Genomic DNA, 25208 nt, shown 5'->3' on the forward strand with positions numbered 1-25208 from the left:
AAGGATAACCAATGAAAGTTCTCTTTTCCTGTGTATCTTTAGGAATAGGGGGAATAGAAAGGCTCGTTGTAGACTTGTATAAATTCTTAAAATCCAATCCTGATTATGGAATAACACCGGGAATATTAGTATTAAAGAGAAAATCAGGCTTTACTGAAGAAGTAGAAAATAACTCTGATGTATTTATTCTTTCAAACGAAGATAAAAAAATAAAAACTTCAAGCTTTTCTCTATATCCTAAGTTTAGAAGAATCGTTAAATCCTTTAAGCCAGACATCATTCACTTCAACGGATATCCCAGTGAATTTATAGGCAGCCTTTCTTCTTTTAATTTACCTATCAAAAGAATTTCACATATTCATAATTTTCACTTTATTGGAGGAAAGAAACGAATTTTTAAATATAAACTCCTCAATCCTTTTCTTCACGGATTTATATACGTATCACAAGCTGTTAAAAACTCTGTTAACCCGTTATACAATCCCCTAAATAAACCAGCAATAACGCTATACAATTTCATAATTCCTGAAAGAATAAACGAACTTAAAAAAGAGAAACTGAACAGAAAAGACCTTAATATTCCAGAAAATGCCACAGTAGCCTTATTTGTAGGAAGATTAACGGAAAATAAAAACGTAGAATCTCTGTTGAAAGCAGTAAAAATAATAAACACTAAACATCAAAACTTTTACTTAATCATAGTAGGAGGCGGAAAATTAGAGAAAAAACTACAGAATTATGCAAGAGCTCAAAAACTTAACAACGTTATCTTTACCGGATTTGACCCTAACCCGATAAAATATATGAAAATTAGCGATATTTTCGTTTTACCTTCTAAAGTAGAAGGATTTGGAATAGCGCACCTGGAAGCAATGTACTGTGGACTACCAGCAGTAATATCAAAAAACGTCCCATCTGCAGAAATAGCCAACCAGTGTTCAGTAATAACAGACACAACACCTCAATCTATAGCAAATGGCATCCTTGAACTGATAAAAGACAAAAAATTAAGAGAAAACTTTTCAAAGGAAGCAAAAAAAATAGCGCATCAGTACACAATCCAAAACTACGTACTTAAACTACGAGATTTCTATAGTAGTATCAAAACCTCTTAAACATAATTCCTTCATTTCCTCAAATGGAACAGCTCTGGAGAAAAAGAATCCCTGAACGTAATCAACACCTATACGTTTAACTATCATAAACTGCTTCCTGGTCTCTACACCTTCCGCCACTACATCACAACCAATATCATGACACATCTTAGTAACGTGTTTACAAACAGCTAACCCCCTTGGAGTATCCACTATATCAATTAACGATTTATCAAGTTTTATCTCATCAATATCAAACTTAGTAATAATTTCAAAGCTGGAATAACCTGTTCCAAAATCATCTATGGAAATTTTAAAACCTGCATCTTTAAGACTTTTAACGTTTTCCTCAGCAATAGAACCATAAAGAAAACTTCTCTCAACTATCTCAAACACAACGTTTTTTCCTTCTAAAATAGAAACCACTCTCCTTATGGCATCCTTGTTCCTAATAGTATCTGGATGTAAATTAACGCTAATTTCAAGGTTCAAACCTTCTCTTTCCAAGGTTTCAATATCCTTCTTTACTTGCTTACAAACCCAGACATCTACAATAGGAGCAAGTCCAGCTTGCTCAATCATACATAAAAAAACCGGACCTACCCATCTATTTCCCTGTCTAAACCTTAACAACGCCTCAAACTTACTACAACTACCTTCCCTAACGTCAACTTTTGGTTGGTAAAAAATCCTCAACGTCTCCGCATTCAAAGAACGAACCAACTCATTAAGTCTTGACTGGGCTAAAATAATTTCCCTCTGCGCCTTATAAGCTAAAATACCTTCCTGAGACTGAATCTCCTCCCCAATTTCAAGATTCTTCTCTAATACCTTTTTGCTTGAAAGGAGAAAAACTTGCTCTGAAAACTTCTTAGCAAAACGGTAATAAACAACGGAATCAAAACAAACAAGCAAAACCTGAAAAGCAACCACTCCTAAATTTCCACCAGTCTTCAGATATGCATCCAGAAAGGGCGGCGTTGTCCATACAACCGTAAAATTGGTAAAGTGAACAGGAAAAATGGACAAAAACGCATATGCAGCAAAAAGGTTAAAAAGAGGAAGAAAAATAAAAGGAATCAAAAAGAAACGATTTAAAACGATAACAGAGTAAATAAGCAACGTATTTATGTTAAAAAACGTAAACGGGAAGGAAACTCTAACTATCGTTCTAAAAGGTTTATCCCTCAATGCAAATAAAAAAGCAATAGCCATAGGAAGCCCTAAACCATCCCCTCCCACATTTACAAACATCCTATGAAACTCTATAGCCTTCAAACCAGGAAAAATCTCTTTTAAAAACGGCTCCGCTCCAAAAATAGAGAAAGCTATATGACTACCGTGAATTCCAAAAAACCAGAAAAACTGGATTACGAAATCCCTAAAGGCTAACAGGAGAACAGAAGGAACCTTTTCTATCCAGCTCCCGTTACGGATAAAGCTTTCCACCGAATTAATATAAAAGCTCAAAGGAAGATATAAAATCAGCGAAACGGCAAATGCACCAACAAAAACAAGCAAATAGTTAACAAGTCTGTAGATATGAAAATTTCCATCTTCTTCTTTCAATCTTAGGGAAAGATAAGGATACAATTTTTTAAGGAAGTAGGTGGATATAAACGGAACTATCAAAACTCCCGGAGTAGCTCCTTTGGGAAGTATAAACTGGTTAGTAGCCTCAACAGTCCAAACGGTAAGTAGAACGGCAAGAGAGAGAAAAACCGCCATTATCTGACTAACCTTAAGCCTAACAGCAAAGAAGTAGCTGATAGAAGCAGCTATAGCTACAGGTAGAAACCTCTCCAAAACGTCAGAAAGAGTACTGAGCAGACGAATTTCTATCCCGAAATAGTCCAGAAGGAAATAAGCAAAGAATATCACGTAAGTAAGCAAAATGTAAGGAACAACTGCAGTGAAAGCTTCCTGAAGAGTTATAACAAACCTCAAAATCCTCTCATCTTCTAAAACCTTTTTAACAAACAGCTGCAAGGAAATTCCCCTCACTTTATAATGTTAATACGTTTTAAATTAGCGCTTAAAATATTGTATCAATATAATCCTTTTCAAGCCGATTTTCCCACGAGAACTTTTCAGGTAGAATTAGCAAAAAAACGCAGAGGTAAGTTATGAAATTTACAGTTTCCGTTCCAGCCTCCACAAGTAACTTAGGAGCAGGATTTGATGCGTTAGGTTTAGCTTTAAAACTTTACAACGATTTTATAGTAGAACCAGCAGACTTCTACTCAGCAGAAATTAAAGGGGAAGGAGAAGAGGAACTACCAACTGACGAAAAGAACCTGTTCATAAGAGCTTACAGAAGTACGATGGAATATTTAGGAAAAAACCAACCTATAAAAGTAAAACAGATAAACAGAATTCCTTTAGGAAGAGGGTTGGGAAGTTCCGCAACGGCAATCGTAGGCGGTATCTTAGCAGCTCAAAAGATAAGTGGAAAGGAGCTCTCACTACCAGAAGTCATAGACATAGCTTTTAAGTTTGAACCCCACCCTGACAACGTTCTACCGGCATATACAGGCGGATTTGTAGTAGCAGCCACCAACGGCGATTTAACATATCTTAAATTGGATTGGCCCAAAGAATTAAAAATAATAATAGTTGTACCTGAGCTATTCCTTTCAACGGAAGAATCCCGTTCGGTTCTTCCAGAAACGTATCCAAGAAAAGACGTAATTTTCAACATTCAAAGAGTTGCACTACTCTTAGGAGCGCTCCAGAAGAAAGACTACTCACTACTAAAAGAAGCCGTTAAGGACAGAATACATCAACCCTATAGATGTGACCTGATTCCTTCCTTCTGGGAAGTACTATCAGAAGGGTACAGAGCAGGTGCGTACGCCGTCTATCTATCCGGAGCTGGCAGCTGCATAGGTGCAATAGCAGATAAAAACTTTGATGAAATAGGAAAGGCTATGACAAGCGTCTTTGACGCTTTAGGAATAGAATCCAGATACATGGTCTTAGATGTAGATGAAAACGGAGCGGAGATAAAAGAGTGAAAATCCTCCACATCAACACCGAAAAAGGCTGGAGAGGAGGAGAACAACAACTATTCTACTTAGCAAAAGGTCTAATAGAGAGAGGAATTGATACGGCAGTTGCCTGCAGAAAAGGAGAAGAATTAGAAAGGAGATGTAAAGAGGAAGGAATTCCTACAGTTCCTCTAAAAGGAAACCAGACTACAGACATACTAAGATTAGGAATTATCGGAAAAAAGTTTGACGTAATACACGCCCATTCAGCAAAAGCCCACACTTTAGCCGCTTTTTCAAAGCCATTTCACAAGAAAAAAGTGGTATATACAAGAAGAGTAAGTTTTCCTCCAAAAAGAGACCCCCTTACAAAATACAAGTATAAACTTACAGACATCACTATCTGCGTCTCACAAAAAGTTGAAAGAGTAATAAAAGAACAATTAACTAACCTAAAAACGAAAGTCATACATTCAGTAACATCCACAGAAATAGAAAGAAACGTAGACAATAACGTTGTAAACTCTTTCCGAAATAAGTACAAAGGCAAAACTATCATCGGTACCGCCGCCGCCCTCACTCCCGAAAAAAATATTCCAAACTTCATAGAAGCAGCAAAAATCGTTACAGAAAAAAGGAAAGATGTCATTTTTGTAGTGTTCGGTGAAGGACACCTAAAAGGTGAACTGGAAAACTTAGTCAAAAAATTGGGTTTACAAAACAACTTTTTCTTTGAAGGATTCAAAAGAGACATAAACAACTACATAAAAGCGTTAGACGTTTTCGTCCTACCTTCAGATAATGAAGGCTTCAGCGGTTCAATTCTAAACGCAATGCTACTAAAGGTCCCCGTAATAGCAACAGACGCCGGCGGCGCAAAAGAAATTGTAGAAAACGAAAGAACCGGTCTTTTAGTTCCGCGCCGTAATCCTGTAAAATTGGCGCACGCAATTTTAAGGCTTTTAGACGATAAAGAACTCAAAAGCAAAATAGTTTCAAACGCTTACCAAAAGGTTGTGGATAACTTCACAGTTGATAGAATGGTAGATGCATACATCAAGGTGTATGGGGAGGTAGTAGGTGATAGAAGCATTGTGGGAGAAGTGCTTAAATGAAATCAAAAAAGAAATCAAACCCCAGCTATTCAAAACCTGGTTTCAGGACTTAAAAGTTGTCTCTCTTGAATCAAACACCCTTAAACTTAAAGCAAAAGATAGAATCGTAAAGGAATACCTTGAAAAGCACTACCTCCCCCTCATAAAAGAGATAGCAGCAAAAGAGTTTAGAAAATACGTTGACGTTGAAATCCTACTACCGGAAGAAGCTCACAAACCCTTACAACCAGAACTTAACCTTTTTAAAGGCTTACCGAAAAAGAAAGAAATAGAAAGTAACCTCAATCCACGATACACCTTTGAAAACTTTGTAGTTGGTTCCAGCAACCAGTTTGCTCACGCAGCAGCTATGGCTGTAGCAGAAAACCCTGGAAGGTCCTACAACCCTCTGTTTATTTACGGAGGCGTGGGACTTGGAAAAACACACCTTATGCAGGCAATTGGAAACTTCATAAAAAGAATGATGCCATCAAAAACCGTAGTTTACGTAACTACAGAAAGCTTCATGAACGAACTCATAGATGCCTTAAGAAACGACAGAATGGTTCAATTCAGAGAGAAATACAGAACCGTTGACGTTCTTTTGGTAGACGATATTCAATTCATAAGCGGCAAAGACAGAACGCAGATTGAGTTTTTCCACACGTTCAACGCCCTATACGATGCAGGAAAACAGATAGTTTTAACCAGCGATAGACCCCCAAAAGACATTCCAACGTTAACAGACAGGCTCAGAAGTAGGTTTGAATGGGGACTTATAGCAGACATTCAACCGCCGGACTTTGAAACGAGAATAGCTATTTTGAGAAGGAAGGCTGAAGCTGAAGGGATAGACGTAGATGATAACGTTCTAAAACTCATAGCCACAATTATTAAATCCAACATAAGACAGCTTGAAGGTGCACTTATAAAGCTAAAGGCAAAAGCAAGTTTGGAAGGAAGACCAATAGACGAAGAGTTAGTTAGAGATATGTTCAGCATAGACAGCTCTGTTAAAGTGGAAAATCCCACCCGCTCCGACCTCCCAATAGATGAAATAAAAGAATTAGTCTGCAAGAAGTTTGACGTTACCATAGAACAGATAGAAAGTTCTTCACGAAAAAAGCAGATAGCGTTAGCCCGCCAGGTAGCTATGTATTTAGCAAGAAAAGTCGGTAACTACTCGTTCCCAAAAATCGCTGCAGCGTTCAACAGAAACGACCACACAACTGTAATGCACGCCGTTTCAAAAATTGAAGACCTGAGAGAAACAAACCAGGAACTGAACCAGATAATCCTTGAGCTTGAAGAGCGGCTAAACGCCATTATTTCAAGAACCTAAACTACTTATCCACAGGTGTTGTGGATAACTCTTGTGGATAACGTTGTGGAAAAGTTTTATAGATGTGGAAAACAAAAATTGCTCGTAAATTATCCACAGATACCGTACTGAATTGTGGAAAACTTAGTACTTATCCACATACTTATCCACACCCTTTTCCACACACCTCAAAAAAATTTTTATAGAATTAAACGACTTAAAAGCTTTTGCACAAATTTGATGCATTTTACTATTACTACTAATTAAACTGGTTTAACTTGGAGGTACAAAATGAAAATAAGGATAAATAGAAATACAATAAGAGAAGCTGTGAAAAACGTCGCAACTGCTGCTGACAAGCGTGGAAATATTCCCATACTTTCAAACGTTTTACTTGAAGCTGAAGATAATTCCTTGCGTCTTACTGCAACAAACCTTGAGGTTGGCATTTCAACGTTAATTTCGTGTGAAACCGTTGAATCTGGAAAAACAACGGTTAACGCTTTAAAACTTTCAAAATTGGTTGCCAGCTTGACGGGAGAGGAATTGGAACTTGAAACTGACGATAGCAAGCTAATTGTAAGGTCTGTGAATTCCAGATTTTCTCTTGCAACGCTTCCTCCAGAAGAGTTCCCAGAAGTGGAACTTCCAGAAAAATACAACGTAAAACTTTTAACTTCTGAACTTGATAAGGCGATAAAGAAAGTTTCTTACGCCGTTAGCAGAGATGAAGCCCGTTATATTTTGACAGGTGTTTATTTAAAATCCTTCGGTGATAAGATTCACGCTGTTGCTACAGACGGTCACAGACTTGCTCTGTACGAAATAAAAGCAGAAGCTGAAGAGTTTTCCGCTATCGTTCCAAGACGTTCTCTATCGGAGCTTAAAAAACTATTAAGAGAAAGTGAAGAAACTGAAATGCTCCTTTCGGAGAATAAACTCTACTTCAGAATCGGTGATACCGTTATGTGGACCTCCATTATTGAAGGTGAGTACCCTGATTACTTAGCCGTTATTCCTGAAGACAATCCTCTAAAATGCGTTGTAGATAGAGACGAGATAGTAAACGCTTTAAAAGAGGTTTCAGTTATTTACGATAAAGAAGAGGTAAGGGCTGTTATTCTGAACTTTACACCTGGCAATCTGAAATTGACTGCAAAAAAGGTTGAGTTAGAATCAGGTGAAGAGGCTGAAGTTAACGTTCCGGTTGAGTATAACGGAGAAGAGTTTGAGATTACGTTTAACGTAAATTACCTTTTAGAAGCTGTTAGCTCCTACGATGCAGAATCAGTAAAGATATTGATGGACCAGCCGATATCTCCTGTGCTAATTACTTCAGATGAAGAACCTGAACTGAAAAACGTTATAATGCCGATGAAGGTGTAATGGGAAGGGTAAAAACGTTTCCCAATTTTCTTACTCTTTTAAGAGTTCTCCTTATTCCTTTTATTGTGTTTTTTGTGGTTCATAAGTTTTACATAGTTGCCCTTTCTCTTTTTGTTTTTGCAGCTCTAACGGATTTTTTAGATGGTTATGTGGCTAGGCGTTTTAAAAGCGTTACCAGTTTAGGAATGCTCCTTGACCCGGTTGCAGATAAGTTGTTGACTTCTTCAACGTTAATTTCTTTAGCTTACGTTAAGTTGTGCGACCCTTACTCTGTTATAGCTATAGTTGGAAGAGAAGAAGCAGTAACAGGTATGAGGGCTATTGCCGCTTCAAGGGGGATGGTTATTCCCGCTTCAAAGGGAGGAAAGCTAAAAACTGTTCTTATAATTGCCTCAATCGTTTTGCTCCTGGCAGGACGTAAGATTGAAGGAGAAAGCCTTTTAATCGTTTCTGCCGTTATAGCTCTTTTTACAGGTGTTCGCTATTTTTACAGATTTTTTAAGGCTTTAAAGGAGGAATGAATTGAGTACTTTCGTAATAATTGCTGTTTTTTCTTTCTTTTTAGGTTCTATTCCTTTTGGTTACGTGATTGGTAAGCTGAAAGGGGTTGATGTCAGGAAGCATGGAAGTGGTAATATAGGTGCAACAAACGTTTCAAGAGTTTTAGGTAAAAAGTGGGGGGCTTTCGTTCTCTTTTTAGATGCTCTTAAGGGTGCAGTTCCTGTTTTAATAGTTAAATTACTTGGCTATCCGCTTGAATATCAGGTTCTTGCTGGTTTTTTGGCGATATTAGGTCATTGTTTCTCTCCATTTATGAAGTTTAGAGGCGGTAAGGGTGTTGCTACTGGTCTTGGCGTTTTTTTAGTCGTTTCTCCATTAGTTACTTTGATTGCTGCTTTGATTTTCTTTGCTGTATTTTTTACTACTCGCTACGTTTCCCTTTCCTCAATAATAGCAGCGCTCTCATTTCCCATAATCTTTAAGATTCTTAAAGCTCCTCCTCCTTCTGTCTCTCTTCTTCTCTTTTTAACTGCATTTACCGTTGTGGCAAAGCACCACCAGAACATTAAAAGACTTTTAAAAGGTGAGGAAAAGAAATATCGGTAGATTTAGACTCTTTTCCACATCCTATCTAAATCAACTGTAAACTTGCACTTTATTTCAAAGGTAAACGTTCCGCTGTCGCTGTCAAATACTTTGTCGTATTTGTTGTTTTTCAGTTTGAATACCCTCATTTTTTTGATTTCTGGATAGACGAGAGCGTAGTATTGAACTTTCTCTCTCTCGTAGAGTTCAAATTTTAAATTTTCATCCTTTATTGCTGTTGATTTTGAAACTATTTCAAAAACAACTTCCGGCGGCGATTTTATGTAGTCTTCTATCTTTTTGCATATAACAACTACATCTGGTCTTACTACAGTATTTTCATTTACTATCCAGTCAAGTTCTTGACAGACAAAACAATTTTTCGGACAGTTTTCCAATTGCTCTTCTATCTGTCTTACCAGAACGCTTACTGTTCTTTGATGTTTCCAGAATGGCGAAGGTGCCATAGCGTATGGAACACCTTCTATTAGCTCCCAATCACCTTCCCACTTAAAGTAGTCTTCAACTGTATAATGAGGTAGGTATTTTTCTGCAATATTCATCAGTTATTTCCTTTAGAAACCATTTCCTTTAAATTATAATTATCCTTGCTTACGGGCAAAAATGGGGAGGACTATGGACTTAAAAAGTTACCTTGTAGAAAGGAAAAAGTTAATAGATAAAGAGATAGTAAAGTATCTTCCGCCTTTTCCAGAGTTTGGTTTTCGCCTTTATGAAGCGGTTAAGTATTCTCTGATTGTTGGTGGAAAAAGGTTGAGGCCAATTCTTTGTTTGGCAGGTTGCGAAGCCGTTGGCGGAAATTACCGTAATGCAGTTACACCGGCCTGTGCAATTGAAATGATTCACACCTATTCTTTGATTCACGACGACCTTCCAGCTATGGATAACGATACGCTCCGCCGTGGCCATCCTACCGTGTGGTATAAGTTTGATGAGGTTACTGCGATTTTGGCAGGCGATGCCCTTTTGAACAGGGCATTTGAGGTTCTTTCAGAGTGGGATTTTGACTGTAAGGTTAAAATAGAGGTGATGAAGGAGATATCAAAGGCTTCTGGTATGCTCGGAATGGTTTTGGGTCAGCAGTGTGATATGGATGCTGAAGGTAGAAGCGATGTTTCTCTAGAGGAGCTGCTTTTTATACACAGGCACAAAACTGGTAGGCTTATAACTGCCTCTGTCGTTGCGGGCGGTATAACGGGATTGGGAAATGGAGAAGAAATAGAAGCTTTGAGGAAATATGGTGACGGAATAGGACTTGCCTTTCAGATAATAGACGACGTTTTAGATGTTGTTGGTGACCAAGAAAAGTTAGGTAAAAACGTTGGTTCTGATGCGGAGAAGGGTAAAGTAACGTTTGTTACTTTTTACGGCGTTGATGGTGCAAAAAAGAAGGCAAGAGAAGAAGTTGAGAAGGCAGTAGAAGCTCTTTCTGTTTTTCCTGCTGATAAGGTAGAGCCTTTGGTAGAAATTGCTAAATTTATAGTAGAGAGAGAGTATTAGAGAGAAGGTGGAGGGGATTTTTGATACTTGAAAAGGTTAATTCGCCGGAGGACCTAAAAAAGCTTTCAACGGAGGAGTTAAAGCAGCTTGCAGAAGAGGTAAGAAAGTTTATAGTAGAAGTTGTAGAAAAAACGGGGGGACATTTAGCTTCTTCTTTGGGCGTTGTTGAGTTAACGATAGCTCTTCTTAAAGTGTTTTCTCCACCAAGAGATGAAATAGTCTGGGACGTGGGACATCAGTCTTATCCGTATAAGATTCTTACAGATAGAAAAGAAAAGTTTCACACTTTAAGGCAGTTTGGCGGTATATCCGGTTTTCCTTCTATTAAGGAAAGTATTTATGACGCTTTTGGCACCGGCCATAGTTCTACTTCTATTTCTGCCGCTTTAGGTTTAAAGGTGGCAAAGAGATTGAGAGGTGAGGAGGGTCACGTTATAGCCGTTATCGGTGATGGTGCTTTAACTGCCGGTGAAGCTTACGAAGGATTAAACAATGCAGGTCAACTGAAGGAAGATTTAATAGTTATCCTTAACGATAATGAGATGTCTATATCAAAGAATATAGGGGCTATTTCCAATTACCTGACCAAGGTTGCTACCGGCGAAAATTTGAGGAAAGCTAAAGAAAGGTTAGAGGAAGTTACGAAAAGAATATTTGGCGAAAGAGTTTACAAAACGTTAAAGCGCGTTGAAGACTTAATCGTTAAGGGACTGTTTCCGCCTGGGATGCTCTTTGAAGAATTGGGATTTCGTTATGTTGGTCCAATAGACGGTCACGATATAGAAACTCTTACTGTTACTTTAAAAAACGTTTCCCGAATGAAAGGTCCTACCCTTGTTCACGTTATAACGAAAAAAGGGAAAGGTTACACGCCTGCCGAGGAAAAGCCTGAAAAGTTCCACGGCGTTTCTCCAAAGATTTCAAAGCCAGTAGAGAATTTGCCGCCTTCATATACGGAAGTTTTTTCAAAAACTCTTATAGAAATAGCGCGAGAAAACGAAAACGTTGTTGCAATCACTGCTGCAATGCCGTCTGGAACAGGTCTTGATAAGTTTAAGGAAGTTTTTTCCGATAGATACTTTGATGTTGGTATAGCAGAACAGCACGCTGTTACCTTCGCTGCCGGAATGGCTAAGAAGGGTTTAAAGCCGGTTGTCGCAATTTACTCCACTTTTCTTCAGAGAGCTTATGACCAGATAGTTCACGATGTTGCCCTTCAGGAACTTCCCGTAGTTTTTGCAGTAGATAGGGCAGGGCTTGTAGGTGAGGACGGTGCCACCCATCACGGCGCTTTTGACCTTTCTTACCTTCGTCACATTCCCAACATGGTGATTGCTGCACCAAAAGATGAAGAGGAGCTCCGTCATCTTTTATATACGGCAGTTAAGAGTGATAAACCATTTGCCGTTCGATATCCAAGAGGTAGAGGCTACGGCGTAAGGATAAGAGAGCCTTTGAAGGAAATTCCGATAGGTAGCTGGGAAGTTTTGAAAGAAGGTAAGGATTTAGTAATCCTTGCAATCGGCTGGACTGTTTACCAGGCGTTTGAAGCTGCAAAAAAGCTTGAAAAAGAAGGTGTGAACGTTTGTGTCGTTAATGCGAGGTTTATAAAGCCTCTTGATGAAAAGTTATTAGAAGAGCTTTCAAAGAAGTTTTCTACCTTTCTGACCGTTGAAGAGAACGTAGTAAAGGGAGGATTTGGTTCTGCCGTAGATGAGTTTTTTGCCGATAGAGAGGAAATAAAAATTTTTAATCTTGGCATTCCTGACAGATTTATAGAGCACGGCAATCAAAATCTTTTGAGAAAGTTAGTTGGAATAGATAGCGAAGGTATTTATAGAAAAGTGAAGGAAGTTGTTTCTGTTGTTAAAAGTTAACAGCTTCTTTTAACTATAAAGTCGGCAATTTCATATAGGGAAGATTTTAAGGGTGAATCCTGAAATACAGATAGCGCTTCTTTAGCTTTGTTGATGTAGCTTTCTGCAAGGTTAATCGTTTCTTTAACTCCCCCTTTTTCAAGTGCAAACTGGCGGACAAACTCTATCTGTTCTTGAGTGGGTTCTGTTGTAGTAAGGATTTCAGATATTTCTTCTTTTTCTCTTTCTGAAGCATGTTTAAGTGCGTATAGTAAGGGGTAGGTTACTTTTCCTTCTCTTATGTCGTTTCCTGCCGGCTTGCCTATCGTTTTTTCATCTGAAGTATAGTCAAAAGCGTCATCTATTAACTGAAAGGCGTAACCTATATATTCACCGTATTTCCTTAAAGCTTCTCTCTGCTCTTTTTCTGCGTTTCCTACGATTGCACCGCACTCGCAGCACGTAGCTAGTAGAGAGGCTGTTTTTCTGTAAATAATGTCAAAGTATTCTTCTTCAGTTAGGTTTACGTTTCCTATCTTTTCAAGTTGAAGGAGTTCTCCTTCTGCCATATCTTGAACAGTTTTTGCAGCAGTTTTTAAGACTTCACTTCCGCCGTAAACGGCCAAAATATAAATGGCTTTTGCGAACATGTAATCGCCTACTAATACTGCAACGTCATTGCCAAAAACTTCATTTGCAGACGGCTTTCCTCTTCTGAGTTTTGCTCCGTCAACGATGTCGTCGTGTAGAAGCGTTGCTGTGTGCATGTATTCCATAACTGTAGCAACAGGAATTAGCCTGTCTTCTGGGGCGTTGAGTAGCTTCCCTGCTATTATTGTTAAGCCGGGTCTTACTCTTTTACCGCCGCTATCTAATATGTAACCGCCAGCTTTAAGAACTAACTCAACGCCTGAACTGATTAACTCTTTAGAGTAGTTTTCTGCCTTTTCTAATTCACTTCTTATTACTTCAAAAGGTTTAAAAATCTTCATGCAGTTTCCTACTTAACTGGAATGTTTCTACTTCCTGGTTTTACAAGTTCTATTTTACCTTCTTTACACAGCGGACAGGAAGAGGGCTCGTAAACTGGAACTTCGAGACGCCAGAGAGTAGTAAAAGGAACGCCGAAGTTGACTTTACCGCCGCTTCTATCAACTAAACTGCCTACGGCAACGACTTCACCACCGTGTTGCTTAACAACCTCTATTGTTTCTTTTGTAGATTTTCCAGTCGTTACCACGTCTTCAACGACAATTGCTCTCTCTCCTTCTTTTATTTCAAATCCTCTTCTCAGGGTAAGGTTACCGTTTACCCTTTCTGCGAAGATTCCTCTAACGCCTAAATATCTTGCAGTTTCATAAGAAACGATTATTCCGCCTATTGCAGGGGCTATTACTAAGTCGTATTCTACTTCTAGCTCTTTTAGTTTTTTTGCCAGTTCTTTGCATAAGATCTCAGCGTAGTTGGGATATTGGAGAACCTTTGCGCACTGCAAGTAATAGGGACTATGAAGTCCGCTTGATAGGAGAAAGTGACCTTCTAAAAAAGCGTTTGACTTTAAAAATATTTCTTTTATCTGGTCTTCTGTCATTTGTGCCTCCACCCGAAAACTTGCTGGATAAATTTATTCTATCTTTTGAAAACTTCCAGTTGTGTAGGAAAATACTTTTGGTGTTTGGGAGGCGTTATGGATATAAATAGGGAAATATTGAGGATTTCTAAAGATATTTTTGAAGATACAGTAGCCTGGAGAAGGCATTTGCGTATGTATCCGGAGCTTTCCGGGCAGGAGTATGAAACTGCGGAGTTTGTAGCTAAAAAGTTAAGAGAGTTTGGAGTTGATGAAGTAATAGAAGGGTTTGCTGGTTCTACGGCTGTTGTTGGGATTATCAAAGGAAGTGGAAAAAAAGAAGTGGCGTTAAGGGCAGATATGGACGCTCTTGCCGGTGAAGGTAGAATAGAGAAGCCTTACGCTTCGCGCGTTTCAGGAGTTGCTCATCTTTGTGGGCATGACGCTCATACGGCTATGCTTTTGGGTGCTGCGAAGACTCTTGTTGAAATTAAAAGTTATTTAAAAGGTAGCGTAAAACTTATTTTTCAACCGTGTGAGGAAAAGAGTGAATGTAGCGGAGCGAGGTTTTTAATTGAAAACGGCGTTTTAACGCCTGAGACTGAGGCGATATTTGGTCTTCACGTTTCACCGGAGTTAAAAACCGGTATTGTGGGAATAAAAAAAGGTGTTGTTTTGGCGTCTGCTGACTTTTTTAACGTTAGAGTTGAAGGAAAAAGTGCTCACGCTTCAAAACCACACAAAGGTAGAGACCCGATTGTCGCGGCCTGCGAGATGGTTTCTTCCATTTATCACGTTGTAAGCAGATTTATTGACCCTCTTGAACCTGCTGTTATTTCTGTTGGAAAGATAGCCGGCGGTTATGCAGAAAACGTGATTCCTGACTCTGTTGAGTTTGAAGGAACTTACAGGACTTTGTCTGGAAATGTTAGAAAGCTGATTGCCAGAAAATTGGAGGAAATCGTTAAAGGATTGGCTGTTGCTTATGGGGTAGAAGCTAGTTTGACAATTAAAGAGGGTAATCCGCCTCTTATGAATGATGACCGTTTAATTGAGTTAGTTAAAAAGATTTCGATTGATATGTTTTCTAAAAAAGGTGTCGTTGAGCTTGAGAGACCTTCTATGGGAGGGGAGGATTTTGCCTTTTATCTGGAAAAAATCCCCGGCGTCTTCATCAGGCTCGGAACGGGAAATAAAGAGAAGGGGACTACCTATCCCCTTCACAGCTCGAAGTTTGACATTGATGAAGATGCTTTGTGGGTTGGCACTGCTCTTTATTCAGCTTTTGCCGTTAGTTTTTTGATGAGCCTTTAATCAGCATTTTTCCTATCTGCTTTATGTCTTCTATTACGGAAACAACTACCGGGACGAAGACGAGGGTCATAAATGTTCCTATAAGTAAACCGCCTATTGCTACGACTGCTAATGGTGCGAGCCTTTCAAGTCCTAAAGCCCAACCAAGTGCTATTGGAATCATTCCAACGCTTGTGCCAAACGCTGTCATAAGAACAGGACGCGTTCTTATCTTTATACTTTCAATAATTGCTTTCTTTGTTTCCAGTCCTTTTTCCTTTGCCATCTTTATAAAGTCAATGAGCAAAATGGAGTTTTTAACGATTATTCCTGCCAGTAAAATCATTCCCATAAATGAGGGCATACATTGCGGTTTGTGAGTTATGAGCATTGAGAACGCAGCACCTATAAGGGCAGGCGGAATTGCTGCAATGATTGAGATTGGATACGCGAAAGAGGAAAACGCAGGAACCAGCGAGAAGTAAAGAAGGATAATTCCGATTATCAGGGATTTCATCAATCGCTTGAAGCTTTCGTTCATCTGTTTAATTTCGCCTTCGTGAGATATGCCGTAGCCTGGCGGCAGATTAATAAACTTTTTCTCTAACTTGTTGACCTGCTCCTGCAGTATCGTTGTTGGCGTTGTTGACCTGTATCCTTCAACGTCTAAAGTATTCTTAAGGTCTTTATGTGTAATTACGCTCTGCGTTCTTTCTTCTTTAACTTTTGCAAAATAAGATAGCGGAATGAATCCTTTCTTTGTAGGTATCGGAAGGTTCTGAAGCTTTTCTACTGCATCTCTTTTGTTCTTTGGCAGTATAAGTTTTATTGTAAGTCCGTTTTCCATGGGAACAACGAATGATGAAGCAGGTATGCCTTTTACAAATCCACCGATGTATTCTGCGATTTGCAGTGGTGTGAGTCCGAATTGGGCTGCTTTGTGGGAGTCAACTTGAAGTATTAGTTCTTTTTTGTCCATATACCAGTTTCTTGAAACAGACGTTAGACCCTTTACTTTATACATAAGGGAAAGCAGTTTATTTCCTATCTGGTCAAGTATGTGAGGGTCTTTTCCATAAATCATTTCATCTATTGTTGCTTTAATGGAAGAAAGAGGTGTAGCGCCATAGTCCATTACGTTTACGTATCTTAATCCAGGTATTTTTGAGAACTTCTTTCTTAATTTGTCTTCTATCTGCCATATCGTTTCCTTTCTGTGAAACCTATCTATAAACTGGACGGTCATTTCTATTTGCTGAGGCGTTTTTCCGCTTCCAAAAGACAGGACGCCTGGTTCAGAGCCTATAGTTGAGGATACTCTTATTATTCCGGGCATTGAGTAGAGGATTTTTTCCATTTTGGAGAGAATATCTTCCGTTTTTTGCAGTGATGTGTTTGAATCTGCTTCTGCTCTGACTATGACTATTCCCGTATCCATAGGGGGCATCAGGTCTCTACCTAATATGGGAATAACGTTTTTCATCGTTAGGACGAAGAGCATGAAAAACATCATTATAAACGGCATTCTGAAGAAGGGTTTCTTGAGTTTGAGTAGCGGCGTTACCAGAGAAACGTAGAAGTCTCTCAACCTGTAAACGAAGCCTTTGACGTAGTAGTCGTAAACTTTCCTTTCTAAGAAGTTCTTGTCGGGCGTTTTCTTCAGTATGTAAGGGGCTACTATGGGGATTATCGTCATTGCCACCACGTAGGAAACTAAAAGAGCAATAATCAGAGTGAGGGAGAGGGGGCGGAGGATTTTTTGAACGTAACCGCCGACAAATACTATCGGAAGAAGCATTACTACAGTCGTGTAGGTTCCGGAGAGAACCGCTAACATTACTTCCTGCGTTCCATCTATACACGCCGTTTTTATGTCTTTCTTCAGCTCAAAGTAGTGTCTTTCTATATTTTCAAGAACAACGACGGCATCGTCTGTGAGCATTCCTAACGCTAATATTACTGCCGTGAGCGTAACGATGTTAAAGTTAAATCCGAAGAGCCACATTAAACCAATCGTTATCAGGTAGGTAATCGGAATTGAGAAGAAGGACACTATGAGCATTCTGATATTTGCCAAAAAGAGAAATATGACTAAAAGGGTCATTATTATTGCGTCTCTTAACGATTCAAGCATGTTTTTGTTTGATAGCTTAATCATCCACTCTTGAGTGAACGGGATTTCAAACTTCAGGTAGGGGTATTCTTTTTCAAGTTTTGGAAGGAAATGCATAACCGATTCTATTGCCGGGAGTTCGTAACCTTTCGGTGAGCGCAGTATAGAGATACCTATTGCTGGTTTTCCGTTACCGTGGTAGGCAGACATTCTCTCTGCGTATCCCCACTTAACTTTTGCAACATCTTTTAAGTAAACGCCTGGTTTTATCAGTATGTTTTTAAGGTCTTCTATCCTTTCTGCTTCGTCCTTTATTTTCAGGACTACCATACCGTTTTTGTTGATTATCAACCCTGTCGGAAAGTTTCTGTTGTTGTCTCTTACAGCTTTAAGCAGTTGATTGAGAGTTATTCCGTATTTAGCCATTTTCAAATAATCCGGCAGGATTTCAACTTCTCTTTCATATCCGCCGAATACTTCTACATCTGAAACGTTTGGAAGGTTGAGTAGCTGGTCTTTTATTTCGTTTTCTGCTAATTCTCTTACCTGTGCGAGCGTTAAACCGCTTCCTTTTCTGGGATAGACGGCTAATATCATTACCGGCTTTGTTGCATCCGTTACCTTGTAAACCTGAGGGGGAAGGATGTCTTTGGGGAGTTTTGAGATTATTTTTGATAGTTCGTTTGAGACGTCCGTTGCTGCCGCGTCTATATCTTTTTTGTAGGAAAATTCGACAGTTACTACGGAAACTTCGTCTTTTGATACCGAATCTACAGTTCTTACGAGAGAAAGGGTTTTGAGGTGCTGTTCTATCGGGCGGGTGATGTGAGCTGCAACGTCTGAAGCTGATGCACCAGGTTCAACGGTTACCACTGCTACCGTCGGTCTGTTGGCATCTGGGAAGAACTTTCTGGGTATTTCTTTAAATCCGATTATTCCTATTACGGAAAATAGCAGGAGAAACGCTAAAACGGCGTGGGGTTTTTCTATGTACCACTTGACGATTTTATTCATCGTTTCCCTCTATTGGCAAAACTTTGTTGAACCTTAAGATTTCTAAAAGCTTGCTCTCTCTGCCTGTGGCAACGATATCGCCGGGTTTTAGATTTCCTTTAACAACTGCCTTTCCGTTTGCTTCTAACAAGACTTTTACTTTTACGGGTTGAACTTTTCTGTTGTTTACCTTTATAACAACTACTTCATTTTTCAGGTGAAGCAGGGCACTTATTGGAACTACTGTGCCTTTGGCTTTTTTGCCTTTTAGGGTAACGATTACGTTTTCGCCCGGCTTTACTGTCCCTTTTGTTACTTTTACTTCTACTGTATAGAGTCCGTTTACTGGATTGGCTGCCGGATAGATTTTTGTGACTACGCCTTCGGCGCCGTTTTCAAATTTAGCTGTGCTATTTATTTCAACCGACTTTGCTTCTGAAGGCGGGAGGTTTACTAAAACGCGCATTCCTTTTTCTGGATAGAAGACTTTTAACAGCGGTTTGCCTGGAGCTGCCAGGTCACCTTCGTGAGCTAAAACTGTTGCTACTATGCCGTTTTCTACTGCTTTTATTGTGGTGTATTTGAGCTTTGACTGGAGGGAGGAGATTTGGTGGAGGATGGAGGATTTTTCTGCGTTTAAGCCTTTTACTTTATAGTCAAGGCTTTCTACCTTTGCCTTTGCAGTAGCGTAAGCGTTCTCAGCCTTTTCGACCGCTGTGTGGGGCACTGCACCTTTTGAATATAAGAATTGTTCTCTTTTAAGTTCTGTTTTTGCGTTTTTGAGTATCGTTTCAGCAGCTCTTTTATCTATCAGGGCAGCTTTGATTTCTGCGTCTATCGTTTTGAGTTTTGCCTTAAGAGATTTAATTGATTCCTTTATTTGAGAGTCGTCTATTTTTACCAGCGTTTCGCCTTTTTTGAAGGTGTCGCCTTCTTTTTTATAAACCTTTTCAACCGTTCCGGCTATTGTTGTTGAAATGGTTGCGTAGCTGTAACTTTCGGCTTTGCCTAAATACTTTATTTTTTGAATTAGTGCTCCCTGCTTTACTTTTGCTACCACAACTGGTATTGGTGGTCTTTGAGGTGTGGGAGTAGAAGCTATTTCCTGCTTTCGTTTTGCTATTGCTGTAGCTCCTAAAATCACTCCGCCGACTACTATTAAGATAAAGATTATCCATGCTATTCTACTTTTCATCTTATCTCTCCGCCGTTTATGATGGTTTCTATTTTTCTTCTGATAATTTCTTCTTTGTAAATGGCAGCCTTGAGTGCTGCTTCTGCCATAAACCTTTTCGATTTAGCTAATAGAAGGTGTTCCATGCTTCCCTTACCGCTGTCGTATTTAAGCTGTTCTACTCTTTCTGTTTCTTTTGCTAAGGCTACTTCTTTTTTAAGAGCTTTTATTTCAGATTGGGTGTATTTGTATTCGGAAATTGCCTGTGACAGCTGGTTTTTAAGGTTGATTTCTTCAGCTTTAACTTCTTGCTTCTTGGCTAGTTCGTTTAGTTTGGCGCTTTCTATGTCCTTGTATTTTTTGCCTGCTGTGAAAATGGGAAAGGAAACAAATAGAGCTGCGAAGCCGTAAGGTTCGTTTTCTGATGAGTCAAATCCGTAATTTCTTGTATAGGAAGCTTTAAAGGTTATTTTGAGTCCGTACTTTGCTTTTGTAAGAACCGTTTCTTTCTTGGATATTTCCGTTTCCTGTTTTTTGAGTTCTATTAGTTTGTTGTTTTTGAGAAGCTGAGAGTAGAGGATTTTTTCAGGTGGTAAAGGCTTTTGAGCTATGGTTACCGGTTCTACTGAGCTGATTTTTATTCCGGTCAGGTTTTGAAGTATGGTTAGCATCGTATTTTCTTCGCTTTTTACCTTTTCTATTTCGGATTGAACTTTTGCTATGTCGTATTCAACTTTTAAGAGGTCAACCTTGGCAAATTTTCCAGCTTTTATGCCTGTTTCAACGTCACTTTTGAGTTTTTCAAGGCTTTTTAGGTAGCTTTTTAGGGAATTTTCCTGTGCTTTAAGGGCGAGGTAGGTGAGGTATGCCGTGTCAACCTGGTATTTTAAGGTCCATTTTAGGTAGCTTTTTTGGGTGTCAACGGATTTGGCGCGTAAGGAGAAGAGGAGGGAGGTGAGGGGGATTTTGCCGCCCTGATATATAGGTGCAAAGTATTCTATTCCGTAAGATAGTTTGTCTTGGTCAAAAGGTGGTGGGTTGAGAGGTGAAGGGAGTGTGGACATGGGAACAAGCATATTTTTTCTGTTGTAGTGTAAGAAACTTCCAGTTATGTTTGCTGTTCCAAAGCGTTCTTTTTTTATAAGTTCTTTTTTCTTTAAGAAACTTTCTTTTCTTTTATTGAGTGCTTTTATTAGTGGATAGTTTTTAACTGTTAGGTTTTCTGCTTGCTTTAAGGTTATAGCACTGGAGTTATGAATGCTTGTTAATAGTAATGCTATTAAGGTTAATGCCTTCTTCATTGTTATCTCCGTTGCATTAATCGTAGTTGGAGTATATATTAAGTCATCAATTTAGTCAATGGTATAAACAATGTTGATATTCTGTAAGTATGAACAATTTTGAAAGAAAATGAATTGATTTAAATCAAGCGAGGAGATAGTTATGGAAAAAGAGTTAGAAATGATAAAGCTGTTGTCCGACATTACACGTTTTAGGATATTTAAAATGCTTCAACACAGACCTGCTTTTGTTTGTGAAATTACATACGTTCTAAATTTGACTATGGCTACAGTTTCCATCCACCTTTCAAAGTTGAAAACGTTTGGAATAGTGTCTTCGGAGAGAGAAGGTAACAAAATAAAGTATTTCCTTACAGAGCCTAAGGGAGAGAAGAAGCTAATATTTGACATGTTTATGAAGTTGGGTGAGAACTGGAAAATTGTTAAGAGTGATAGGAAACAACTTGATTCCCTTAAGCTTGAAGAAGTGTGTCCATCAAAGGATAAGGAGGATAAAAGGTGAGTTTACTTGAAATTTCCTTAGCTTCTTTCATTACTTCTTTCATATTCGGGCTTGGAGGTATGGGTTCTGCGGTAGCTCTTATTCCCATTTTGGTTTTCATGGGCGTTCCTTTTCCTGTTGCGCGACCTGCAGGTTTGTTTACCAATTTTATATCTACGGCTTCAGCAACTATTCATAATCTAAAGGAAGGAATAGTAGATTTGAAATTAGCGTTGCCGATAGTTATCTCTTCTATACTTTTTTCCCCAGTAGGTGCTTACGTTTCAAACCTTGTGCCAGAAAGAGTGGTTGGTATTGCTTTTACCTGTTTCCTGTTTTTTGCAGGCTTGATGGTTTATATACCTAAGAAAGGGGTCTTCAAGGAAGAGTCTTCAATTATTTTTCCTGTTGTGATAGGTGCTCTTGCGGGTTTTGTTTCAGGTTTTTTGGGAGTCGGTGGTGGTGGTTTAATATCTCCACTTCTAATAGTATTGGGGTTTAATCCCAAAAAAGTAGCTCCGGTGACGGCTTTTGCGGTTCCTTTTTCTTCAATTACAGGATTTTTAGCTTACTGGAAATTGGGAAAGGTAGATTGGAGTATTACTCTAAGTGCTGCTGTTCCTGCAATTATCGCTGGTTATTTAGCAGCTTACATTACTCATAAGTATCTTAAACCGGTTCATGTAAAACGGATATTGGGAATTATTTTCTTTGTATTAGGTTTCAAGTTCTTGATGAAGTATATGTAATGATAGAATTTCTCAAAAATTTGATTATGGAGGAAGTATGGAAGTAAGAGATTTGTTGAAGAGAATGGATAGAAATTACATCAAGTCTGAATTTAAGATAGGAGCAGATAAGTTCTTTAAGTTGTGGGAAAGTGGAGAAGCTGTTCTATTAGATATTAGAACAGAAGAAGAGCTTGAGTTTATATCCATAAAAAATAGTATAAAAATACCTTTAAACCAACTTCCTGAACGAGTTAATGAGCTTCCGAAGGATAAGATTATAGCTGTATTCTGTCCAGGAAGAATTAGGGCTACAGTTGCTTACGTTTATTTGGTAACGGAAGGCTATAAAGCAAGAGTTCTAACTGCGACGTTTGACGATTTCGGAAAGTATCTTGCACCATAACAGAATTTAAATTCAAATATTTTCTTTAAAACTTGACATTGGAAATATTAATGGTGTACTATCCTTTGTACAGCTTAGCGAGAGAGGGCTAACGTGGGGATAGCAAGACTTGGCTTTCTGGTGGCTGCGGTTACGGCGATTACGTCAACAGCTCATGCTGCTATCATATTACCTTCGTATGAAGGGGAAATTAAGTCACAGATACAGTTTAAGGAAGACGTTTATGACCATGACTCAACGCCTTTTGATACTTACTTAAAACTGGATATAAAGGATATAGCTAACGGGACAGACCTCTATTTTTACGGAAGGTTGTGGAAAGATTTTGGCTATGGAACTGACTGGGATTTAAACCTCTATCAGTTGTACGCTCGTGTTCCTTATCTTCATTCATTCTTAACTGTTGGTAGGCAGTTCATATCTGAGGGTTTTGAAACTTATACTGCTGATGCTGTTAAGTTTACCTACTATTCTGATTCAGGAATCCGTTCTACCTTTTACATAGGAAAGCCGAGATACTTTGAACCTAACACTTACTCTGGTGATGACCTTTTAGGTGGTTTTAAGTTTGATTACAAAGGTTTTTATTTAGGTTTTGAACATTTAAGAGATGATGGTAGCGTAAAAAAGAGTTCTTTCGTGTTTGGAACGTACAGACCTTTTTCCTACAATGCAGCTTACTATTCAAGACTTGAAGTTGACGTTGCTCATGGTGAACTGACCGACTTTGTTGGAGGCATTAATTACTATCCTGGTAAATGGAGATTCAACTTTGAAACTGAGTTCTACAATTCAGTTTACACTTTTGATAACAATGAAGTAGAAGATTCTATTTTTGCAGAGTTTTCTCCTTTAGGAAGAGAGTTAAGGTTTACTGAGAGTGCCTACTACACTTTATCGGATGAGTGGCAACTCTTTGAAAGGTACACTTTTTCTGATATCCAAACCGAAGGTAAGGATAACGGTCACCTATTGAAAGTGGGATTTATTAATGATAAGTGGTTTACTTATGGTTTAAGAACCTCGGGAGCAGTTATCTACCAAAATAGCTGGATGGGAATTCTAAGAGGTTTAGAGTTTTCTTTTAATAAATGGTTGTCAAAGAAGTTTTCCGTTATCGGAACAGCAGACCTTGCTCGTTACGATAAGGTAACTTATGGCAAGCAGTGGGCTAATGCTTTCTATTTGAAAGGCATTTATAGAGCTACTGACTTTTCCTCTTTTGAGGTTGGGCTTGATTATAGAAAGAACGAGGATTTTGATAGAGATGTAAGAGTTATGCTTAGATATAACTGTCTTTTCTGGGGAGCAGGAATAAAGGCTAAAGAGGCGCGAAAATGAAAAGACTTTTACCTGTTGTGATTGTTTCTGTAGTTATGGCTTCTTGCGTTCAGAAAACGGAAGTTAATTATTCCAAAGAGTTGGGAGCTACTGTTAGATTTAAGCATTCCTATCATAAGGAGTTTATTGAGAAGCACGGCTGTATTCCGTGTCACCAGATGAATATAAAGATAAAATGGACAGAGTTAGAGCAAGTTGATAGGGGTATTCATAAGCTTGATATGCCTTCAAAAGTTACCTGTCATTATTGTCATAATAATCCTAAATCACCTGTTAAAAATGCTCCGACCCAGTGTTATTTGTGTCACTACAATATGAAAGAGCTTGAACCTGCAAGCCACAAGAATGGTAACTGGATGAAAGTTCACAAAGTGGCTTATGAAGCCAATCCTGCAGAATGTAGTAACTGCCATAAACAAACGTTCTGTATAGACTGTCATATTCGTAGGGACGTTATTCAACATAGAGTTCATCCAAGAAACTACGAGTACACCCATTCTATAGAAGCGGCTGCTGACCCAGGAAAGTGTAGTAAATGTCACCATATAGGATTCTGTATGGAATGCCATACAAAGGGGACATGGGCAAGATGAAAAGGATAGCTTTGATTTTAGGAATTTTAGTTAGTTTAACTTCTTCTGTTTATGCTGTTCAGTGTGGCGGTATCGGTTATAAAGGTGTTTCTGAAGAGTTTTGTTTAAAGTGTCATAAGGAAGGTTGTTCTATACTTCATCCTGTTAGAGGGATAAGAGTTATAGAAAAAGAGTGTTTGAAAGTGCCTGTTGGATTTCCTTTGAATAACGGTTATTTGACCTGTACGACGTGCCATGACATGAGCTCAAAAAATAAATTCTTTTTGAGAACTGATGGAAACAGAATAAAAAGTGAACTTGATTTTTGCTTTGAGTGTCACGTTAGAAGCTGTTATAAAAAATTTAATCCTCACAGGTCTATGTTAACTTCTTCTGGTGATTATAACGCCAAGGTATGTATCTATTGCCACGGTATGGGTTGGCATAGGAAAGCTTACGAGTTGTGCGTTGGTTGTCATACGAAAGCTCCTCATGTAGGTGCTTACGAACACTTAATAGCTCCGACGAAATCTTTAGAACCATACGTTAAGGAGGGAACGGTTCTTAACGTAAAAGATTTTGATAAGGGTGGAGAGGAAAGACTACTATGGTATAGGGATGGGAAACCAATCTTGATTAATGGAAAGATTACCTGTATTACGTGCCACAATCCTCATCCTATGACAGCTGCCAAAGGTGGAAATATTTCTGTTAAATGGAAAGAAATTGAGGATAAGGATTTTGTATATAAACTTCGTAAATTTTACGGAAAATTAGAGTATTATTCTATTAACCAAAAAGTTGTTGATTTAATGGTTAAACCTACGAACAAAGGGCAGCTTTGTTTAGTATGTCACTCCATTAATTCGCTTAAGTAGGGGGTACAGA

General features: G+C 38.7%; 23 protein-coding genes. 16 read left to right on the forward strand and 7 right to left on the reverse strand.

The genetic code is table 11. From position 1 onward, the window contains the following. Nucleotides 1–11: 11 nt before the first annotated feature. Nucleotides 12–1115 (forward strand): glycosyltransferase, encoded by a 1104-nt coding sequence (locus tag QOL23_RS04990; RefSeq protein ID WP_283400490.1) that lies wholly within the window; start codon nt 12–14, stop codon nt 1113–1115. On the opposite strand, the gene QOL23_RS04995 is transcribed toward QOL23_RS04990, so the two are convergent. Continuing rightward, nucleotides 1080–3083, reverse strand: a complete 2004-nt coding sequence (locus QOL23_RS04995; RefSeq protein WP_283400491.1) for an EAL domain-containing protein — start codon at nt 3081–3083, stop codon at nt 1080–1082. The genes QOL23_RS04990 and QOL23_RS04995 overlap by 36 nt on opposite strands. 137 nt (nt 3084–3220) lie before the next feature. Between QOL23_RS04995 and thrB the strand changes: the two genes are divergently transcribed. From thrB to plsY, 6 genes are all read left to right on the forward strand, one after another. Further along, complete coding sequence (gene thrB / locus QOL23_RS05000) at nt 3221–4111, forward strand: homoserine kinase (RefSeq protein ID WP_283400492.1); 891 nt, start codon at nt 3221–3223, stop codon at nt 4109–4111. Beyond that, on the forward strand, nt 4108–5199 hold the full coding sequence (locus QOL23_RS05005) for a glycosyltransferase family 4 protein (protein ID WP_283400493.1): 1092 nt from the start codon (nt 4108–4110) through the stop codon (nt 5197–5199). Before thrB ends, QOL23_RS05005 begins: the two co-directional genes overlap by 4 nt. Further along, a complete protein-coding gene (dnaA, locus tag QOL23_RS05010) occupies nt 5168–6520 on the forward strand; it encodes a chromosomal replication initiator protein DnaA (protein WP_345782580.1) in 1353 nt (450 codons plus the stop codon). Before QOL23_RS05005 ends, dnaA begins: the two co-directional genes overlap by 32 nt. 270 nt (nt 6521–6790) lie before the next feature. Beyond that, nucleotides 6791–7885, forward strand: coding sequence for a DNA polymerase III subunit beta (gene dnaN / locus QOL23_RS05015; RefSeq protein ID WP_283400495.1), 1095 nt, complete (start codon nt 6791–6793; stop codon nt 7883–7885). After that, nucleotides 7885–8406, forward strand: a complete 522-nt coding sequence (pgsA, locus tag QOL23_RS05020; protein WP_283400496.1) for a CDP-diacylglycerol--glycerol-3-phosphate 3-phosphatidyltransferase — start codon at nt 7885–7887, stop codon at nt 8404–8406. Before dnaN ends, pgsA begins: the two co-directional genes overlap by 1 nt. A 1-nt stretch (nt 8407) precedes the next feature. Then, the gene (gene plsY, locus QOL23_RS05025; RefSeq protein WP_283400497.1) at nt 8408–8992 is read left to right on the forward strand and encodes a glycerol-3-phosphate 1-O-acyltransferase PlsY; all 585 of its coding nucleotides are present in this window, start codon (nt 8408–8410) and stop codon (nt 8990–8992) included. Nucleotides 8993–8994: 2 nt separating this feature from the next. On the opposite strand, the gene QOL23_RS05030 is transcribed toward plsY, so the two are convergent. Next, entirely contained in the window at nt 8995–9534 is a 540-nt protein-coding gene (locus QOL23_RS05030; protein WP_283400498.1) for a Uma2 family endonuclease, read from the reverse strand. Between the two features lie 73 nt (nt 9535–9607). On the opposite strand from QOL23_RS05030, the gene QOL23_RS05035 reads away from it, so the two are divergent. Together QOL23_RS05035 and dxs are read left to right on the forward strand one after the other, a co-directional pair. Continuing rightward, complete coding sequence (locus tag QOL23_RS05035) at nt 9608–10492, forward strand: polyprenyl synthetase family protein (RefSeq protein ID WP_283400499.1); 885 nt, start codon at nt 9608–9610, stop codon at nt 10490–10492. A 20-nt stretch (nt 10493–10512) separates the two neighbouring features. Continuing rightward, nucleotides 10513–12369, forward strand: coding sequence for a 1-deoxy-D-xylulose-5-phosphate synthase (gene dxs, locus QOL23_RS05040; protein ID WP_283400500.1), 1857 nt, complete (start codon nt 10513–10515; stop codon nt 12367–12369). On the opposite strand, the gene QOL23_RS05045 is transcribed toward dxs, so the two are convergent. Together QOL23_RS05045 and pyrE are read right to left on the reverse strand one after the other, a co-directional pair. After that, nucleotides 12366–13340, reverse strand: a complete 975-nt coding sequence (locus QOL23_RS05045) for a polyprenyl synthetase family protein (RefSeq protein WP_283400501.1) — start codon at nt 13338–13340, stop codon at nt 12366–12368. The two genes, dxs and QOL23_RS05045, sit on opposite strands and share 4 nt — an antisense overlap. 8 nt (nt 13341–13348) lie before the next feature. Next, nucleotides 13349–13939, reverse strand: coding sequence for an orotate phosphoribosyltransferase (gene pyrE, locus QOL23_RS05050; protein WP_283400502.1), 591 nt, complete (start codon nt 13937–13939; stop codon nt 13349–13351). Between the two features lie 96 nt (nt 13940–14035). Between pyrE and QOL23_RS05055 the strand changes: the two genes are divergently transcribed. Next, nucleotides 14036–15232: a M20 metallopeptidase family protein gene (locus QOL23_RS05055; RefSeq protein WP_283400503.1), complete on the forward strand. Its 1197-nt coding sequence runs from the start codon at nt 14036–14038 to the stop codon at nt 15230–15232. On the opposite strand, the gene QOL23_RS05060 is transcribed toward QOL23_RS05055, so the two are convergent. The 3 genes from QOL23_RS05060 to QOL23_RS05070 are packed head-to-tail and all read right to left on the reverse strand — an operon-like array spanning nt 15210 to nt 20792. Next, entirely contained in the window at nt 15210–18338 is a 3129-nt protein-coding gene (locus tag QOL23_RS05060; RefSeq protein WP_283400504.1) for an efflux RND transporter permease subunit, read from the reverse strand. The two genes, QOL23_RS05055 and QOL23_RS05060, sit on opposite strands and share 23 nt — an antisense overlap. Then, nucleotides 18331–19512, reverse strand: coding sequence for an efflux RND transporter periplasmic adaptor subunit (locus QOL23_RS05065; protein ID WP_283400505.1), 1182 nt, complete (start codon nt 19510–19512; stop codon nt 18331–18333). The genes QOL23_RS05060 and QOL23_RS05065 overlap by 8 nt, the downstream gene beginning before the upstream one ends. Beyond that, nucleotides 19509–20792: a TolC family protein gene (locus QOL23_RS05070; RefSeq protein WP_283400506.1), complete on the reverse strand. Its 1284-nt coding sequence runs from the start codon at nt 20790–20792 to the stop codon at nt 19509–19511. Before QOL23_RS05070 ends, QOL23_RS05065 begins: the two co-directional genes overlap by 4 nt. Nucleotides 20793–20934: 142 nt before the next feature. Here QOL23_RS05070 and QOL23_RS05075 point away from each other — a divergent pair, with 142 nt between their 5' ends. The 6 genes from QOL23_RS05075 (at nt 20935) to QOL23_RS05100 (ending at nt 25198) form a co-directional block, all read left to right on the forward strand. Continuing rightward, complete coding sequence (locus QOL23_RS05075) at nt 20935–21294, forward strand: ArsR/SmtB family transcription factor (protein ID WP_283400507.1); 360 nt, start codon at nt 20935–20937, stop codon at nt 21292–21294. Beyond that, entirely contained in the window at nt 21291–22022 is a 732-nt protein-coding gene (locus tag QOL23_RS05080) for a sulfite exporter TauE/SafE family protein (RefSeq protein ID WP_283400508.1), read from the forward strand. Before QOL23_RS05075 ends, QOL23_RS05080 begins: the two co-directional genes overlap by 4 nt. Before the next feature lie 37 nt (nt 22023–22059). Beyond that, nucleotides 22060–22407 carry a rhodanese-like domain-containing protein gene (locus tag QOL23_RS05085; RefSeq protein WP_283400509.1) on the forward strand — a complete coding sequence of 116 codons (348 nt, stop codon included), beginning with the start codon at nt 22060–22062 and terminating at the stop codon, nt 22405–22407. A gap of 93 nt (nt 22408–22500) precedes the next feature. Further along, nucleotides 22501–23748 carry a hypothetical protein gene (locus tag QOL23_RS05090; protein WP_283400510.1) on the forward strand — a complete coding sequence of 416 codons (1248 nt, stop codon included), beginning with the start codon at nt 22501–22503 and terminating at the stop codon, nt 23746–23748. Beyond that, nucleotides 23745–24341, forward strand: a complete 597-nt coding sequence (locus tag QOL23_RS05095) for a cytochrome c3 family protein (RefSeq protein ID WP_283400511.1) — start codon at nt 23745–23747, stop codon at nt 24339–24341. The genes QOL23_RS05090 and QOL23_RS05095 overlap by 4 nt, the downstream gene beginning before the upstream one ends. Further along, entirely contained in the window at nt 24338–25198 is an 861-nt protein-coding gene (locus QOL23_RS05100) for a hypothetical protein (RefSeq protein WP_283400512.1), read from the forward strand. Before QOL23_RS05095 ends, QOL23_RS05100 begins: the two co-directional genes overlap by 4 nt. The last annotated feature ends 10 nt before the right edge of the window (nt 25199–25208 follow it).

The sequence above is a fragment of the Desulfurobacterium pacificum genome, from assembly GCF_900182835.1.
Classification (GTDB): Bacteria; Aquificota; Aquificia; order Desulfurobacteriales; family Desulfurobacteriaceae; genus Desulfurobacterium_B; species Desulfurobacterium_B pacificum.